Raw genomic sequence first — 14,556 nt, 5'->3', positions numbered from 1 at the left:
TTATGCGTTGGTTCTGGTGCCTGTTGCAGTTGGCATGGTCTTCTTGCTGGGATCGCCACTACCCTGCGCCTTTTTCCGGTTCGCCCTTCCGAGCAAAACGGCACACGCGAAGGACATGCCGCCAGCGACAAAGACGTAGAGCGAAGTGGATACCGAGGCGTGCGTTGCGGTCATCAGCAACCCTGCTATCAGTGGTGCGATGGCACTGCCGAAGAGGTTGCCGAGGGTGGTTGCCAGTGACAATCCGCTGTAGCGGACCCTCGCATCAAAGGCATCGGAGAAATATGCGGGCTGCAGTGCCCACGGGATATAGACGGCTATGGTCGAGGCGACATACAAGACTGCAATGAAGGCATAGATGCCTGAGTCGAGCGCCCAGTAGAGAGGGAAGGCCAGGATGCCGATGAGGCCAAGACCTATCAGGTAGATCCGCTGACGACCGAACCTGTCCGAGAGCATGCCGGCGATCGGGGTGACGACGAATCCCACTGCCGAGGTGACAATCACCAGAATCAGCATGGAGTTTTGACTCAAAGCTCCGGGCTCCTTGGCGTACACAAAGTTGTACACGGTGAGCAGGTAGAAGAAGATGCCTGGCGACAGGCTTGCGCCGGCGACAAGCAGCACCTGCTTGGGGTGCGTACGAAGAACTTCGACGATGGGGATGCGCACTACAGCGTGGGCGTCCTTGACCCGGTCGAACTCCGGGCTCTCTGCAACCCGGGCCCGGATGATGAGGCCAGTAATGACAAGTACCGCGCTGAGCAGGAACGGGACACGCCACCCCCAGGCCATGAAGCCATCAGTGGGCATCTCAGCCAGCGGCAAGTAGACGGTCATAGCCAGGATCAGCCCGACGGCCACACCCGCCTGCGGCCAGCTACCGAAGAATCCGCGCCGGCCTTCCGGGGAATGTTCGGTAGCCATGAGCACGGCACCGCCCCATTCCCCACCGAGCGCGAATCCCTGCGTCAGGCGCAACGCCACCAGCAGCGCGGGGGCGAAGAAACCTATCGTGGCATAGGTCGGCAATAAGCCGATCAATACGGTGGCGGCGCCCATGATCAGGATCGTGATGACCATCATCGGCTTTCGGCCAATCCTGTCCCCAAAGTGGCCGAACACGATTGCACCGACCGGACGGGCGACGAAACCGGCAGCGAAGGTCGAGAAAGCAAGCAAAGTTCCGGTCGCAGGATCGAAGCCGGGGAAGAAGTGCTGATTGAAGACGAGCACCGCAGCGGTGCTGTAGATGAAGAAGTCGTACCACTCGATGGTTGTGCCGATGATGCTCGCTAGGGCGACCTTCCGCGGCGAACTTGTGCCCGCTGGTCGTGCGACTGCACCACTCATATTGTGCCTCCCGGCTAATTGGCAAACATACGGTCACGCGGCGCGTGAACCTTGGCAAATCAGGGTGCTTCCCGGGACACGCTGACTTCTAACAGCTCTGCAGACGGAAGTTTCGAAATACTTCAGTGGTAATTATCTTATCGCTGAGATGAATTGTGCGCAAGATCACATGGGGCGCGATTTTTTAGGCTGGCGCAGTCTGGACGGCACGCTGAATCACCGGGAGGATCGACCCATGACTACCTCCATTTTCGTCAACCTGCCAGTCAGCGACCTCGAGGCGTCCAAGGCCTTCTATACGGCCCTCGGCTACTCCATCAACCCGAACTTCACTGATGAGACGGCTGCATGCGTCGTCTTCAGCGACACCATCTACGCCATGCTCCTGACCCACGCCAAGTTCAGCGAGTTCACCAAGCAGCCAATCGCGGACACCCAAAACTCGACGGCGGCGATCGTCGCCATTTCGGCCGACAGCCGCGAAGCCGTGGACGCCCTGGCCACCAAGGCACTCGAAGCGGGCGGGTCAGAGACCTACGATCCCCAGGACCTCGGGTTCATGTACAGCCGGGCGTTCCGCGATCTCGATGGCCACCATTGGGAAGTCCTGTGGATGGATGAAGCCGCAGCCCAGTCTGGCCCGCCGGAGCACTAAGGCGCCTCTGCGTCGTTAGCGCAGCGTCACGGCCAGCACGCCAAGTACGACGGCGAGCAACGGCGTGGTGCCTTGGAGAGCCGCAGCGCGGAGGTACTTTTTACCGCTCGCAGCGAGCACCAGAGCGGCAAGGAGCATGGAGCCGCAGCAGCTGAACACGAGGGTCCAGCCGACCTGAGGCGAACCAGCCCAGACGGCGATGATGCCGACCAGCGCGCCGATGGCAAGGAACAGGTTGTAGAAGCCCTGGTTATAGGCGAGTGGTTTGGTGGTTTCGGCGTCTGCCTGCGACGTGAGGCTGAAGCGCTTCCACGTGGCTGGCTTGGTCCAAGTGATGGACTCCATGGTGAAGATGTAAACGTGCAGCAACGCCGCAACCAGGGCAAAAATCAGGGAGGCCAGGATCATGGTCTGATCCTAGCCTCCCTGTATTACAGAGCTTGCGATGGACGGTTTGCGTCAGGCGCTCAGCATCGCCAGCGTTGCGCCCGCGAACGACCACGCAGAGCCCTTCCAGCGGGCCAGCAAACCCTGGAGGTTTTCGCCATCGGCCCGGTGGGCAGCGGTCTCGGCCTCGAGGGTGGCAAGGATTCCAGTGCGAAGCTCCGTATTGAAGTTCACCTTGCCCACCTGCATGGAGGGCGCCTTCGCGAGCTCGTCGGCCGGGATTCCGGACGCGCCATGGAGCACCAGCGGAACGTCGGTCCGTGCTGCAACTTCCTGCAGCACGTCCCAGCGGATGTTGGGTTCTCCCTTGTACTTTCCGTGCACGTTCCCCACGGCGATAGCCAGGAGTTGCGCGCCGGTACGCTCAACGAATTCGGCCACCTGCGCGGGGTTCGTGAGTCCCGCAACTGAAGTGCCGGCGTCGTGCGCTGAATCTTCAGCACCGAACGCCTTGTCCTCGTCACCCGCCAGGCCGCCCAGCTCTGCCTCGATCACGACGTCGGACGCACCTTGCGCATCCAGCGCAGCACGGACTTCGCGAACCAAGGCGATGTTGTCCTCGAACGGTAAGGACGAACCATCAGCCAGCACGGCATCGGCGCCGGCAGCCACGGAGTCGCGGATGACCTGCAGGTCCGAGGCATGGTCCAGCTGGACCGGGACTGGGACGCTGGCGTCATCGGCCAAGCCGCGCAGGGCTGCAATAAGGCGAAGTCCGTTGGGGGTGGAAGCCGTCTTGGGAGGCACAAGCAGGATTACGCCGAGCCGGGCTTCTTCTGCCGCCGAAACAACGGCCAGAGCCGTGGTGAAGTCGTAGCAGGTGAAGGCCGGAACAGCGGATCCGGAGGCAAGTGCGGAAGCAACGAGGTGGTCGAGTTTGGCGCGCATTAGTGGGCCAGTCCTCCCACCAGGATCCACGCGACGTAGGTGAGTGCGAAGCCAGCCAGGCCGAGGATGGTGGTGAGGACGGTCCAGGTCTTGAGGCCGTCCGTGACAGTGAGCCCGTAGTAGCGGATGACGGTCCAGAAACCTGCATCCGTCACGTGGGACAGCCCCAGCGCGCCGAATCCAATGGCGATCACGATCACGGCGATCTGGGCGGGAGTGTAGCCGCCTTCCATCACGGCGGAGGTGAGCAGGCCGGTGGTCGTGACAATCGCAACTGTGGCCGAACCTTGGGCGGCCCGGAGTGCCAGGGAGATGATGAACCCGAGCACGATCACCGGCAGTCCGAGGCTGTCCAGGGTGTGGGACAGTGCGGCGCCGATGCCGGAGGTGCGGAGGACTTCACCGAACACGCCTCCCGCGGCGACCACCATGAGGATGGACGCAATGGGAGGAAGCGCGCCTTCGAAGATCTCGCCGGTTTCCTTGAGGGACCAGTTGCGACGAACCGCCAGCAGGAAGAAGGAGAGGGCTACAGCCACGAGCAGTGCGAAGAACGGGTTGCCAACGAACGCGGCCACGCCATACAAGTAGTTGTCCTTGGCGAGAGTCAGCGTCCCCAAGGTGCCGACGAGTATCTGGACGATCGGAGCAGCGATCAGGAACATGATCAGGCCGGGACGCGGAGGGGCGATTGCGCGGGCGCCGGGACCGTTAGAGCCAACGTGCACCAGCGAATCAGCCGAACCGAACTCGTCCACCTGCGCCTTGACGCCGGGGAGCAGTTCGTAGTCCTTGCGGTTCATGATGCTGGCAACCCAGTAGGACAGGAAACCGAGGGGCACGCAGATGATCAGCGAGATCAGGGTGATCAGTCCAATGTCGGCGCCAAAGACGCCGGCGCCTGCAACAATGCCCGGGTGCGGCGGGACGGCCACATGGATAGACAGCATGATGCCAGCCATGGGCAAGCCGAACTTGATCGGGTGAACGTTGGCGATCTTGGCGAAAGCGTAGACGATCGGCACGAGGACGATAACGCCGACCTCAAAGAACACGGGGATAGCAACCAGGAAGCCCACGGCCGTCAAGGCGATGGCGACACGCTTTGCACCGAGCTTCTCAGTGAAGTGGCTGGCCAGCGACTGCACGCCGCCGGAGACCTCGATCATGCGGCCAAGAATGGCTCCGAGGGCAATCAACAAAGCGACCTTGCCCATGGTGCTGCCAACGCCGTTGGCCACCACAGTGAAGATGTCCTTGAGCGGGATCTGGGCTGCGACGCCCACCAGGATGCTGACGGCCAACAGTGCAACAAAGGCCTGGATCTTGAAGCGGATGATCAGCACCAGCAGCAGGGCAATGCCCGCGGCCGCAATGGTCAGCAACAGGGGTGTTCCCAGTTCCACTGCCGGTTTGATAGCGGGGGCATCAGCAGCCCGGACCATCAAGGAGTTGATGAGGGGATTCATTGGGGGTGTCTCCTTTGACATACCAGTCTAGAGAAGACCGGCGGGAGGTGGCGGCGACGGCGAAGGGGGGATCGCCGTCGTCGCGGGTTTTATTGGGGTGCTTAGGCGGTGCGCTTTGCGGGCGCTACAACCTTGATGACGGCGGAGTCGTCGGCGGCGGCGAGGCCCTGGGCCTGGCCGAGAAGGTAAAGCTGTTCCGCAGCAGCAGCAACGGGTGCGGCAAGGCCGGCAGCGCGGGTGGCCTTGCCGACGATGCCCATGTCCTTGACGAAGATGTCCAGGCGGCTGAGGACCTCGGCTCCTTCGTCGGTGTAGGCCTCGAGGATGCGCGGGCCACGGTTGGAGAGCATGAAGGAGCCTGCAGCGCCGGCTTCGAGAGCCGCGAGCGTCTTGGCTTGGTCGAGGCCGAGGGCGTCGGCAAGGGCCATGGCCTCAGCAGCGGCGGCAATGTGTACGCCGCAGAGGAGCTGGTTTACGGTCTTGAGGGCCTGGCCGTCGCCGGGCTTGTCACCCACGATGCTCAGGGTGGACGCGAGCAGTTCCAGCGCAGGGCGGGCCTTTTCCAGGGCCTCGGGTTCGGCCCCAACAACGATCAGCAGGTCACCTTCGCCGGCACGCTTGGGGCCGCCGGACAGAGGAGCGTCCACCAGCGCGACGCCGTACTCGGCCAGCTTGGCCACCGTGGCCGGGATGGCTTCGGTGCCGACGGTGCTGCCGAGGATGACCACGGCTCCCGGCTTCAACACCGAGGCCACGCCGTTCTCGCCGAAAAGGACATCGTTGAGTTGCTCGCCGTTCCGGACGGCGAGGAGCAGCGCGTCGGCGTCCTGGGAAGCTTCGCGGGCTGAGGCGAAGGTCTTGATGCCGGCCGCCGCGGCAAGCTCCAAGCGGGGCTCTGCGATGTCGAAGCCGTGGACGGTCAGCTGGGACGCGAGGCGGGTTGCCATGGGCAGGCCCATGGCACCAAGGCCCAGGACGGTGACGGTGTAGTTGCTGCTGGTCATGGTGTTCTCCATTGAATTCAGGTGGTTCTAGAAGGTGGCGCTGAGTTTGCGGGTGACCTGGGCCAGGGACTGGTCGTCGCCCACGTTGCCGGCGAACACGATGTACGGGATGCCCTTCGCGGGGCCGTCCACCGGTTCCCAGAGGGAGACGATGCCCGGCAGCATGGGACCGCGGACTATCGCGTGGCGGATCTCCAGTCCGTGCGCGGCGACGTCAGAGGACGTGATGCCCCCCTTGGCGATGACGAACCGCGGCGGGAAGGTCTTCAGCGTCCGGTTCACAACAGCCACGACGGCGGCCGAGACCGTGCGGGCGATCTTCAGGCTCGCTGCGGCGTCGTCGGTCTTGATGAGCAGGCGGCTGGTGTGGACGATGACGTCGCCTTGGTGCAGGGCATCGACGACGTCGGACACGACGGTTGCGATGTATGCGTCGGCTTCTGCAGCTGTGTGGGTTTCGGCAACGAGTCTCTCAACGTCGATTTCGATGGTCCGTGCCGAGCTGTGCGCGGCCGTCAGGGCGTTGAGCTGGCGGGTGGTGACGCCAACGTGCGAGCCAACCACAATCAGGCCGCCGGCTGTGGAGGGAGTGTTGCCGGCGTAGGCCTCTTCGGAGGTCAGTGCGGTGCGGATTTCCTGGCCGATGCGGCCACGGACGAACGGCGGGCCCACGCGGTAGAGGAGCTTCTTGCCGCGGCGTTCGGCTTCCTCCAGGCCCAGGGCCAGGGCACGAAAGTCGTTTTCGGTGACGATGTCGGCCACGATCGGCGTGGAGTTCGTGGCCGACTCAATGGCGTCGGCGATGGCCTTCGCCGAGATGGCCGGTTCCTGAGCCGATGCGCCGGCACGGATGGTGTTGAGGTCAAGGACGATCACATCGCTGGCGGGGAACCGGCCCTGCGACTTCTCCTCCACGTACTTGGCCATCTCGGAGTTGGCGAAACCGAAGGACGCGTCCTTCGCGAATTCTGTCTCGGCAACTGGGGTTAGGGTGCCGGCATCGCCGCGCATGTAGTGCACACCGCCGATGGTGACCCTGCCGGCGTCGGGGAATGCCGGGACGATGACGACGCCGTCGGTGACCTCACCGGTTTCGGCGGCCACAGTAGCGGCAATGACGTCCGGTTCCAGGGGGTAGTGGCCGCGGAGGGTGGAGTCGCTGCGGCTGACGAAGCCAAGGCTGACCTTTCCGGCCGCTGCTGCCAGTGCATTCCGAACGATTTCCTCGTTCCGTGCTGCTGCTTCGGCCGGGTCCAGGCTGCGGGTGTTGGTGAGGACGTAGACGGCGGGCTTGGTCTGGTTCTCGCGAATGTGGGTGAAGGCCCAGGTGAAGTCCGCGACGTCCCAACGGGTGAGGACAGCGAGATCCGCGACGGACTGCGTGCCGGTGGGGTCGTCGTCGAGGACTACCAGGACTCGGGGGGACGTCGCCGAGGACGCGGCAACGGCGTCGGCAACCAACTGAGCCGGAATCTGGACCTCCGCCGGGAAAGCGGCCAGAACGTCTGCTTCAAGGGTCACGGTGCACTCCATCGTGGGAAATCTGTCTAGCGGTTTAGTGAATGTAAGATGTCAGACATCTAACATTTGATTGCCAGTGTGACACACTCCTCTTCACCGCGCAAGGTGGCCCGCGTCACTAGGCTGGACGCATGGCTAACAGCGTGGTTCCGATCCCTTTCATAGACGTTCGGTCACCCGCGGACACTGCCGGCGATCAGCTTCCAGCCGTGCTCATCCACGGCTGGGCTTCGGGATCCGTGTACTGGCAGCCGTTAGCGAAGTTACTGCTCGACGCCGGACGCGAAGTTTGGATCCTCGACCTCCCGGGGTACCACCCAGGCGAGCAACTGCCGACGGACTTCGAGTGGACGCTGGACTCTGCTGCCGCTTCCGTGGCCGCCGCAGTTCAGGCGCGGACTGACGGTCCGGTGCACGTGGTGGGGCACTCCATGGGCGGCAGCGTCTCACTGACCCTGGCAGCAAAGCATCCAGGACTAGTGGCAACAGTGACGCTGGTAGGAATGGTTCCGGCGCCACCGAACGAGGCCTTCAAGAACCTCCTGCTGTCACAGTTGGAGCAGGGATTCTTCGACGCCGATACCAAGCTGAAGCTCATGAACGCCTGGTACGGGCAACTGTCCGCGGAAGACATGGAGCGGCTCAGCAAAGGGTTCGATACGCCGTTCCCGATCCTGGCCGCCAGCGCCTGGGCGGCTACCACCGGCGTCGAACCTTCAGTACCCGCGCGTGTCCATGCGCCGCTGCTGGTGCTGGCCGGAACCGGGGACCGCGTGCGGTCCCTCGAGCAGATGACCGCGTTCGTGGAGGCCAGTCCAACGCGGAGCTTGAAGGCGATTCCCAACGCCGGACACAACGTCCACTGGGAGCAGCCAGACGAATGCGCCAAGACGTTGCATGAATTTTGGAAAGAGAGCTGGCCACCGCCAGCGTAAGATGTCTGGCAACCATCTGTGCCTGAAGGAAAACATCCACGAGGCACCGGACGGTCTGAAATACAGGAAATGGGGATACATGGCACGCAAGTCGCTGGTCGGCGTAGTTGCTGATGAGCTGCTGGATCGGATCATCGCGGGCGAATTTCCGCCAGGAACGATTGTCCCGGGCGAACTGGAGCTCAGCGCCCGGCACGAGGTGAGCCGCATGACCGTGCGCGAAGCCATGAAAACACTTGAGGCCCAGCGGATCCTCAGCGTGGAACGCGGCCGCGGTACGTTCGTTAACCCCCTGAACCAGTGGGCATCCCTGGAGGCCGTCCTGCGTGCGGCATCCGAAGGAACCAAAGACGCGGCTGCCGCCGTGCAGCTAATCGAGCTACGCCGCATGCTCGAGACGGGCGCTTGTGAACTCGCCGCGGAACGCATCTCGGACGACGAGCTGATAACGCTCAAAGAACACGTGGAAAAAATGCACTCGGCCCACGAAGTTAATGACGTTGCCGCCTTTGTGGAAGCCGATCTTGCCTTCCACGATGTCATCCTCCACGCCTCCGGCAACGTCTTCGTAGCCGTGCTGTTCGAGCCGCTGCACCGCGTGCTCGAGGCCCGCCGCGCCCAGACCTCGGCATTCCCGGAAATCCAGGAGCACGCAATCGGCCATCACCGGAAGATCGCGGCGGCCCTGGAGTCACGGAATCCACAGGAGGCACGGCTGGCCATGGACGCCCACATGCAGCAAACCTTGGACGACCTGAAGACGTACGTCCTGGAGGCGAAACCCAACTGAGGGACAGCACTTGTCGCTACGCGTGCTCAGAGCGACAAGTGCTGTCCTCTACATGGGAGGGGCTACGCGTCCACGTCCGTGTTCACGATGTAGACGTCGCACGGAGCGCCATGTGCCACGCTGTTGGCGATGCTGCCCAGAACACGGCCAATGCCCTTCATCCGCTTGTTGCCCACAACGATCAACGAGGCGTTGTTGGTCTCGGCGTAGTTGATGAGCGCGTTGGCTGGCGTACCACGGGCTGCGAAGTACTTGATGTTACCGCTGGGAACATCAAGTTCCTCAGAGACCTTACGGGCTACGTATTCTGCAGAGTCCGCCGAAGAAACCGTGATGCGGTCGCTGCCACTGCCAAATTCTTCAATGCGGTCATCGGAGAACCCGCTGATGACGTGCAGCTCGGCGCCAAGGGCTGTGGCGAGCTTCGCTGCTGCCACTGCTGCGCGTTTGGCCGTTTCGCTGCTGTCAACGCCGACAACAATAACTTCTGACATGAGTACTCCTGGTTGTGGGAATTCACTGGTGCTGCAGCTAAGAATCTACACGCCCTAATGATCTGCCGCGGGGATGCGGGAAGAACGGGCATCTTCCCGCCAGGTGTTTACGGTCGGGTGTGTCCGGGTAGGGATTAGTCGTCGGAACCACCACGCGACCGAAAGGCAAGGACATGAGCGATGCATCGTTTTCCCCGCAAACCGCCATCGTCACAGGATCAGACTCAGGCATAGGCCGCGCCACGGCCGTTGCGCTGGCCGCGGCGGACGCATCATCGCTGTCACCAGCGTCCACGAGTTCCAGCCGCGCGTTGGAGCCTCTGCCTACGACGCCTCGAAGCACGGGCTTGGCGGGCTCATCAAGACCATGGCGCTGGAGCTCGCGGAGTTCGGCATTACTGCCAACAACGTTGCGCCCGGCGAGATCGCAACACCCATGACGGGGCAAACGGACGAGGACCCAAGGCAGAAGGAACGGCCGGGCGTGCCGCTTGGCCGTCCCGGTGACGCACGCGAAATTGCGGCGGTTATCGCTTTCCTGGCTTCCCCGGATTCCAGCTACGTCACTGGCGCCTCGTGGCCTGTGGACGGTGGAATGCTCCAGATGGGACCGCATGCGGGATCGCACATCACGGGCAATGAATGGCGCGAAAGCTGAGCCCGCCGGACCTCTGGCCCGCACGGACGTCCGTGGGCTAGTCTGCATGAACGGCCTGCCGAGCGGGCCAGCATTTTCAAGATTCAGGGACGATGATGAGGAGCACCATGGCTGACCACACATATAGCGTTTCCGAAATTGTTGGCACTTCTTCCGAGGGCGTCGATGCGGCCGTCAGGAATGGCATCGCCGCAGCCGCCCAGACCTTGCGTAACCTCGACTGGTTCGAGGTGAAGGAGATCCGCGGCCACCTGGAGGACGGCGCAATTGCCGATTGGCAGGTAACCATCAAGCTTGGCTTCCGTTTGGAGCGCTAATCCCTCCGCGGGATGACAGTTAACGCCCATGTTTCCCAAAAATATGGGCGTTAACTGTCATCCCGGCGGGCAGGTTCGGGTGCAGAAACAGGCTCAGCGCCAACCTCCCCAAAGCTGCTGAGCAGCGTCAGGGCGTCCGACGACGCCGAGCCCACCTTTGCGGAATACACCCGCAGGAGCTGGTCGGGATCGTCCGGGAGACTCAGCGTCTCAAAGTTCAATTCGAGGTCACCGACAATCGCGTGGTGCAACCTCACTGTGCCGGCTGAGCGCGAGGCCACCCGGTGCCCGGCCCACCATTGGCGGAAATGCTCACTGTGCACCGCTAGTTCGCCCACGAGCTGGTTGGTCTGGGGATCGTTGGGGTGCCGGCCGACATCCATCCGCAATGCCCCCACTGCCTCGGCGGCAACGGTCTTCCAGTCCCTGAAAAGGTCCTTGGCTGCAGGATCCAGAATGATCCACCGGGTGAGGTTCCGTTCAGCGGCGGGCAGTGATGGGAAGTCCGTGAAAAGCAGGTGCGCCATCCGGTTTCCGGCCAATACGTCTGCGCGTCGTCCCAGGACCATCGCCGGAACATCCCCGACGGCGTCCAGCAGCTGCCGCAAGGCAGGGCGCACCTTTTGGGCTGGGCCGGGATTACCGGCCGAGCTGGCGCAGTGCTCCAGAAGGTCCATCATGTGTGCCTGCTCCCCCGCGTCCAGGCGCAGTGCCCTTGCTACAGACTCCAGGACAGCCTTGGAGGGGTGGATGTTCCGGCCTTGCTCCAGGCGCGTGTAGTAGTCGGTGCTCACGCCGGATAGCCTCGCCACCTCTTCGCGGCGGAGGCCCGGAACCCTGCGGGAGCCGCTGGAGTCCGGAGCCCCGGCGTCCTCGGGCGAGAGGCGGGCACGCATGACTTTGAGGAATTTTCCGAACTCGGCACTTTGACCCATTCGTCCATTCTGCCGTTATCGCAGCCGGCAGGACCAGAGCAGACCCACCATTTTGGGTAGGACTATCAGACCTAGGAAAAACAGGATCAGGCTGGATTGCTGACTCTGCCACGAAAACTGAATAGGCTCAGTACAGAGCCTCCCGAAAACGCTTTCTGGCAACCGGCGCACACAGCCGAACCCACAGGAAGCAGCGGCCAGGCCCAGAAATATCTACCTCTAAGGAGACCTCATGCCAGAGCTGACCCTAAACAACGGCGTCACCATTCCCCAGCTCGGATTCGGCGTTTTCCAGGTGCCTCCGGAAGAAACACAGAAGGTGGTGGAGGACGCTCTGGAGGCAGGCTACCGGCACATCGATACCGCGGCCGCCTACCGTAACGAGGCAGGTGTGGGCGCAGCCATCGCCGCTTCGGGCCTTCCCAGGGAAGACCTTTTCATTACCACCAAGCTCCGGAACGGCGAGCAAGGCGAGGCCTACGATGCTTTCCAGCGCAGCCGCGACGCACTTGGCCTGGAAGCAGTGGACCTGTACCTGATCCACTGGCCCGTCCCTTCGCAGGGGCTGTACACCCAGGCTTGGAAGGAGATGGAGAAGCTCTACCAGGACAAGCAGATCCGGGCCATCGGCGTTTCCAACTTCCTTGCGGACCACCTGGATACCTTGCTGCGGGAAGCGGACATAGTGCCGGCCGTCAACCAGATCGAGCTTCACCCCACGTACCAACAGGGCGATCTGGCAAACAAGTGCCGCGATCTCAGCATCGCCGTGGAGGCCTACAGCCCCCTGGGACAGGGCAAGGACCTGAACGCCGAGGTGGTGGCCCTGGTGGCTGCGGCACATGAAACCACCCCAGCACAGGTGATCCTGGCCTGGCACCTCGCACAGGGAACAATCGTGATCCCCAAGTCCGCGGACTCAGCCAGGATGCGCGAAAACCTCGCAGCCGCCGACCTCACCCTCACCCAATCCGAACTGGCCGCCATCACGGCACTGGAGGCCGGAGCGCGCATAGGTTCCGATCCCGCCGTCGCGGCTTTTACGCAGTTCTAAATACCCCTACGCAGTTCTAAACAAAGGACAAGAACATGCAGTACACCCACCTTGGCCGTTCCGGCCTTAAAGTCTCCCGTCTCTGCCTGGGCACCATGAACTTCGGCCCGCAGACTGACGAGGCCACCGCGCACTCAATCATGGATTCCGCGCTGGATTCCGGCATTAACTTCTTCGATACCGCCAACGTCTACGGCGGCTCGGGTCACCGGGGCTGGACCGAGGAAATCATCGGGCGCTGGTTCGCAAAGGGCGGCGAGCGCCGGGAACGGACGGTGTTGGCCACCAAGCTGTACGGGACCATGACGGATCGTCCCAATGAGTCCAAGCTCTCCGCCCTGAACATCCGTCGTGCCCTGGACGCCAGCCTGAAGCGGTTGCAGACGGACTACATCGACATCTACCAGTTCCATCACATCGACCGCCAGACGCCGTGGGATGAGATCTGGCAGGCGATTGAGGTGGCCGTGCAGCAGGGCAAGATCCTGTATTCGGGAAGCAGCAATTTTGCGGGCTGGCACATCGCCCAGGCCCAGGAAGCCGCCCGCAGGCGCAATTACACGGGCTTGGTCAGCGAGCAGTCCATCTATAACCTCTTCCGGCGCGAACTGGAGCTTGAAGTCATTCCCGCCGCGCAGCAGTACGGACTCGGCTTGATCCCTTGGTCTCCCCTGCAGGGCGGTTTGCTGGGTGGGGTGCTGAAGAAGGAGGAGCAGGGCGTCCGCCGCACGGAAGGCCGTGCGCTGGAGACGCTGCGCAAGCATGAGGACCAGATCCGTCAGTACGAGGATTTTGCGGACGAACTCGGGCAGAAACCCGGCGATGTCGCCTTGGCTTGGCTTCTTCATCAGCCTGCCGTGACGGCGCCGATCGTTGGACCGCGCACGCAGGAGCAATTGGATGCTGCAATCCGCGCCCTGGATGTAACCCTCAACGAGGATGCCCTCAAGCGGCTGGACGACATTTTCCCGGGACACCGCCCCGCCCCGGAGGACTACGCCTGGTGAGCAGCCTCCTCCCACAAGCGGACACCGTCTCGCCGCGGAACATACTGTTCATCGGCGGGACCGGGGTCATCAGTGCGGCGGCGGCTGAACGCGCCGTCGCCCTGGGCCACCGGCTGACCATCCTCAACAGGGGACGGTCAGCCGGGCGGCCGGTTCCCGAGGGCGCCGAGGTACTGCATGCAGACATCCGGGACAGCGGGGCTGTGCGGGAGGTGGTTCGCGGAAGGGAGTACGACGCCGTCGCGGACTTCATCTCGTTCACCCCGGATCACGCGCGGGCGGGCTTGGAGCTGTTCCAGGGAAGGACCGGCCAGTACGTTTTCATCAGTTCCGCGTCGGCGTACCAAAAGCCACCCACAACCCTGCCCATCAGGGAATCGACTCCGCTGAAGAATCCGTTTTGGAAGTACTCGCAGGACAAGATTGCCTGCGAGGAGTTGCTGTTTGAGGCATACCGGGAGCAGGACTTCCCTGTGACGGTGGTCCGGCCATCCCACACCTACGACCGGACCAAGATCGCCATGGTGGGAGGTTGGACCGACATCCACCGTATGCGTGCGGGAATGCCGGTGCTGGTTCATGGGGACGGGACCTCGCTCTGGACACTGACCCATAGCCGCGATTTCGCCAAGGCTTTCGTTGGGATCCTGGGACGGCCGCAGGCTGTCGGAGAGAGCTACACCATCACCTCGGACGAGTTTCTGCCGTGGAACCAGATCTACCGCCTATTCGCCCGGGCAGCCGGAGTTCCTGATCCGGAGCTGTTTCATGTTTCCTCCGAGACCATTGCCGCCCATCACAAAGAACTCGGCCCCAACCTCCTGGGCGACCACACTCGGTAGTGTTCGATAACTCCAAGATCAAGGCACTCGTGCCCGACTTCACGGCAACCATCCCGTTCGCCGACGGTGCGAGGGAAATCGTGGACTGGCACGATCAGCATCCCGGACTGCAGGTGCTGGCGGAAGACTTCATGGAGTTGAGCGATCGGCTCTACGACTGGTCGCGGCGGTAGCTGTTGCCAAGCAG

14 protein-coding genes and 2 pseudogenes are annotated in these 14,556 nt (G+C 62.9%); 8 read left to right on the top strand and 8 right to left on the bottom strand.

Annotated elements, in window-relative coordinates:
• Positions 1–1,353, bottom strand: a complete 1,353-nt coding sequence (locus LDN75_RS01125) for an MFS transporter (protein ID WP_223935365.1) — start codon at positions 1,351–1,353, stop codon at positions 1–3.
• A gap of 235 nt (positions 1,354–1,588) precedes the next feature.
• Here LDN75_RS01125 and LDN75_RS01120 point away from each other — a divergent pair, with 235 nt between their 5' ends.
• Positions 1,589–2,008, top strand: a complete 420-nt coding sequence (locus LDN75_RS01120) for a VOC family protein (RefSeq protein WP_223935364.1) — start codon at positions 1,589–1,591, stop codon at positions 2,006–2,008.
• A 15-nt stretch (positions 2,009–2,023) separates the two neighbouring features.
• Here LDN75_RS01120 and LDN75_RS01115 read toward each other — a convergent pair whose 3' ends face one another.
• The 5 genes from LDN75_RS01115 to LDN75_RS01095 all read right to left on the bottom strand — a co-directional run bounded on the left by LDN75_RS01115 (position 2,024) and on the right by LDN75_RS01095 (position 7,337).
• Entirely contained in the window at positions 2,024–2,416 is a 393-nt protein-coding gene (locus LDN75_RS01115; RefSeq protein WP_223935363.1) for a DUF1304 domain-containing protein, read from the bottom strand.
• Between the two features lie 51 nt (positions 2,417–2,467).
• Entirely contained in the window at positions 2,468–3,343 is an 876-nt protein-coding gene (locus LDN75_RS01110; protein WP_223935362.1) for a class II fructose-bisphosphate aldolase, read from the bottom strand.
• On the bottom strand, positions 3,343–4,812 hold the full coding sequence (locus tag LDN75_RS01105) for a GntP family transporter (RefSeq protein ID WP_223935361.1): 1,470 nt from the start codon (positions 4,810–4,812) through the stop codon (positions 3,343–3,345). The genes LDN75_RS01110 and LDN75_RS01105 overlap by 1 nt, the downstream gene beginning before the upstream one ends.
• A gap of 101 nt (positions 4,813–4,913) precedes the next feature.
• A complete protein-coding gene (locus LDN75_RS01100; protein WP_223935360.1) occupies positions 4,914–5,816 on the bottom strand; it encodes an NAD(P)-dependent oxidoreductase in 903 nt (300 codons plus the stop codon).
• Between the two features lie 27 nt (positions 5,817–5,843).
• Positions 5,844–7,337 carry a four-carbon acid sugar kinase family protein gene (locus LDN75_RS01095; RefSeq protein WP_223935359.1) on the bottom strand — a complete coding sequence of 498 codons (1,494 nt, stop codon included), beginning with the start codon at positions 7,335–7,337 and terminating at the stop codon, positions 5,844–5,846.
• A 131-nt stretch (positions 7,338–7,468) separates the two neighbouring features.
• Between LDN75_RS01095 and LDN75_RS01090 the strand changes: the two genes are divergently transcribed.
• Together LDN75_RS01090 and LDN75_RS01085 are read left to right on the top strand one after the other, a co-directional pair.
• Positions 7,469–8,272, top strand: coding sequence for an alpha/beta hydrolase (locus LDN75_RS01090; RefSeq protein ID WP_223935358.1), 804 nt, complete (start codon positions 7,469–7,471; stop codon positions 8,270–8,272).
• Between the two features lie 79 nt (positions 8,273–8,351).
• Entirely contained in the window at positions 8,352–9,062 is a 711-nt protein-coding gene (locus tag LDN75_RS01085) for a FadR/GntR family transcriptional regulator (protein ID WP_223937450.1), read from the top strand.
• Positions 9,063–9,124: 62 nt separating this feature from the next.
• Here the strand turns inward: LDN75_RS01085 and LDN75_RS01080 are convergent, their stop codons facing one another.
• Positions 9,125–9,556, bottom strand: a complete 432-nt coding sequence (locus LDN75_RS01080) for a universal stress protein (protein ID WP_223935357.1) — start codon at positions 9,554–9,556, stop codon at positions 9,125–9,127.
• Between the two features lie 253 nt (positions 9,557–9,809).
• Here LDN75_RS01080 and LDN75_RS01075 point away from each other — a divergent pair.
• Together LDN75_RS01075 and LDN75_RS01070 are read left to right on the top strand one after the other, a co-directional pair.
• A pseudogene (locus tag LDN75_RS01075) lies at positions 9,810–10,214 on the top strand (SDR family oxidoreductase); the annotation flags it as partial.
• A gap of 107 nt (positions 10,215–10,321) precedes the next feature.
• Positions 10,322–10,531, top strand: coding sequence for a dodecin (locus LDN75_RS01070; protein ID WP_216922612.1), 210 nt, complete (start codon positions 10,322–10,324; stop codon positions 10,529–10,531).
• A gap of 50 nt (positions 10,532–10,581) precedes the next feature.
• Here LDN75_RS01070 and LDN75_RS01065 read toward each other — a convergent pair whose 3' ends face one another.
• Positions 10,582–11,466, bottom strand: a complete 885-nt coding sequence (locus tag LDN75_RS01065; RefSeq protein ID WP_223935356.1) for a helix-turn-helix transcriptional regulator — start codon at positions 11,464–11,466, stop codon at positions 10,582–10,584.
• 232 nt (positions 11,467–11,698) lie between these two features.
• Between LDN75_RS01065 and LDN75_RS01060 the strand changes: the two genes are divergently transcribed.
• From LDN75_RS01060 to LDN75_RS01050, 3 genes and pseudogenes are all read left to right on the top strand, one after another.
• Entirely contained in the window at positions 11,699–12,520 is an 822-nt protein-coding gene (locus LDN75_RS01060; RefSeq protein WP_223935355.1) for an aldo/keto reductase, read from the top strand.
• A gap of 35 nt (positions 12,521–12,555) precedes the next feature.
• Positions 12,556–13,527, top strand: a complete 972-nt coding sequence (locus tag LDN75_RS01055; RefSeq protein ID WP_223935354.1) for an aldo/keto reductase — start codon at positions 12,556–12,558, stop codon at positions 13,525–13,527.
• Positions 13,524–14,542, top strand: a pseudogene (locus LDN75_RS01050) (NAD-dependent epimerase/dehydratase family protein). Before LDN75_RS01055 ends, LDN75_RS01050 begins: the two are co-directional and overlap by 4 nt.
• The last annotated feature ends 14 nt before the right edge of the window (positions 14,543–14,556 follow it).

It is taken from the genome of Arthrobacter sp. StoSoilB5, assembly GCF_019977235.1.
In the GTDB taxonomy this organism is placed as follows: domain Bacteria; phylum Actinomycetota; class Actinomycetes; order Actinomycetales; family Micrococcaceae; genus Arthrobacter.
Note: the sequence above shows the minus strand (reverse complement) of the source record. Positions and strands in the feature narration are given on the sequence as shown.

Excerpts from the sequence above, each read along its gene's own strand:
- LDN75_RS01125 (WP_223935365.1), bottom strand. The coding sequence starts at position 1,353 with ATGAGTGGTGCAGTCGCACGACCAGCGGGCACAAGTTCGCCGCGGAAG.
- LDN75_RS01120 (WP_223935364.1), top strand. The coding sequence starts at position 1,589 with ATGACTACCTCCATTTTCGTCAACCTGCCAGTCAGCGACCTCGAGGCG.
- LDN75_RS01115 (WP_223935363.1), bottom strand. The coding sequence starts at position 2,416 with ATGATCCTGGCCTCCCTGATTTTTGCCCTGGTTGCGGCGTTGCTGCAC.
- LDN75_RS01110 (WP_223935362.1), bottom strand. The coding sequence starts at position 3,343 with ATGCGCGCCAAACTCGACCACCTCGTTGCTTCCGCACTTGCCTCCGGA.
- LDN75_RS01105 (WP_223935361.1), bottom strand. The coding sequence starts at position 4,812 with ATGAATCCCCTCATCAACTCCTTGATGGTCCGGGCTGCTGATGCCCCC.
- LDN75_RS01100 (WP_223935360.1), bottom strand. The coding sequence starts at position 5,816 with ATGACCAGCAGCAACTACACCGTCACCGTCCTGGGCCTTGGTGCCATG.
- LDN75_RS01090 (WP_223935358.1), top strand. The coding sequence starts at position 7,469 with ATGGCTAACAGCGTGGTTCCGATCCCTTTCATAGACGTTCGGTCACCC.
- LDN75_RS01085 (WP_223937450.1), top strand. The coding sequence starts at position 8,352 with ATGGCACGCAAGTCGCTGGTCGGCGTAGTTGCTGATGAGCTGCTGGAT.
- LDN75_RS01080 (WP_223935357.1), bottom strand. The coding sequence starts at position 9,556 with ATGTCAGAAGTTATTGTTGTCGGCGTTGACAGCAGCGAAACGGCCAAA.
- LDN75_RS01070 (WP_216922612.1), top strand. The coding sequence starts at position 10,322 with ATGGCTGACCACACATATAGCGTTTCCGAAATTGTTGGCACTTCTTCC.
- LDN75_RS01065 (WP_223935356.1), bottom strand. The coding sequence starts at position 11,466 with ATGGGTCAAAGTGCCGAGTTCGGAAAATTCCTCAAAGTCATGCGTGCC.
- LDN75_RS01060 (WP_223935355.1), top strand. The coding sequence starts at position 11,699 with ATGCCAGAGCTGACCCTAAACAACGGCGTCACCATTCCCCAGCTCGGA.
- LDN75_RS01055 (WP_223935354.1), top strand. The coding sequence starts at position 12,556 with ATGCAGTACACCCACCTTGGCCGTTCCGGCCTTAAAGTCTCCCGTCTC.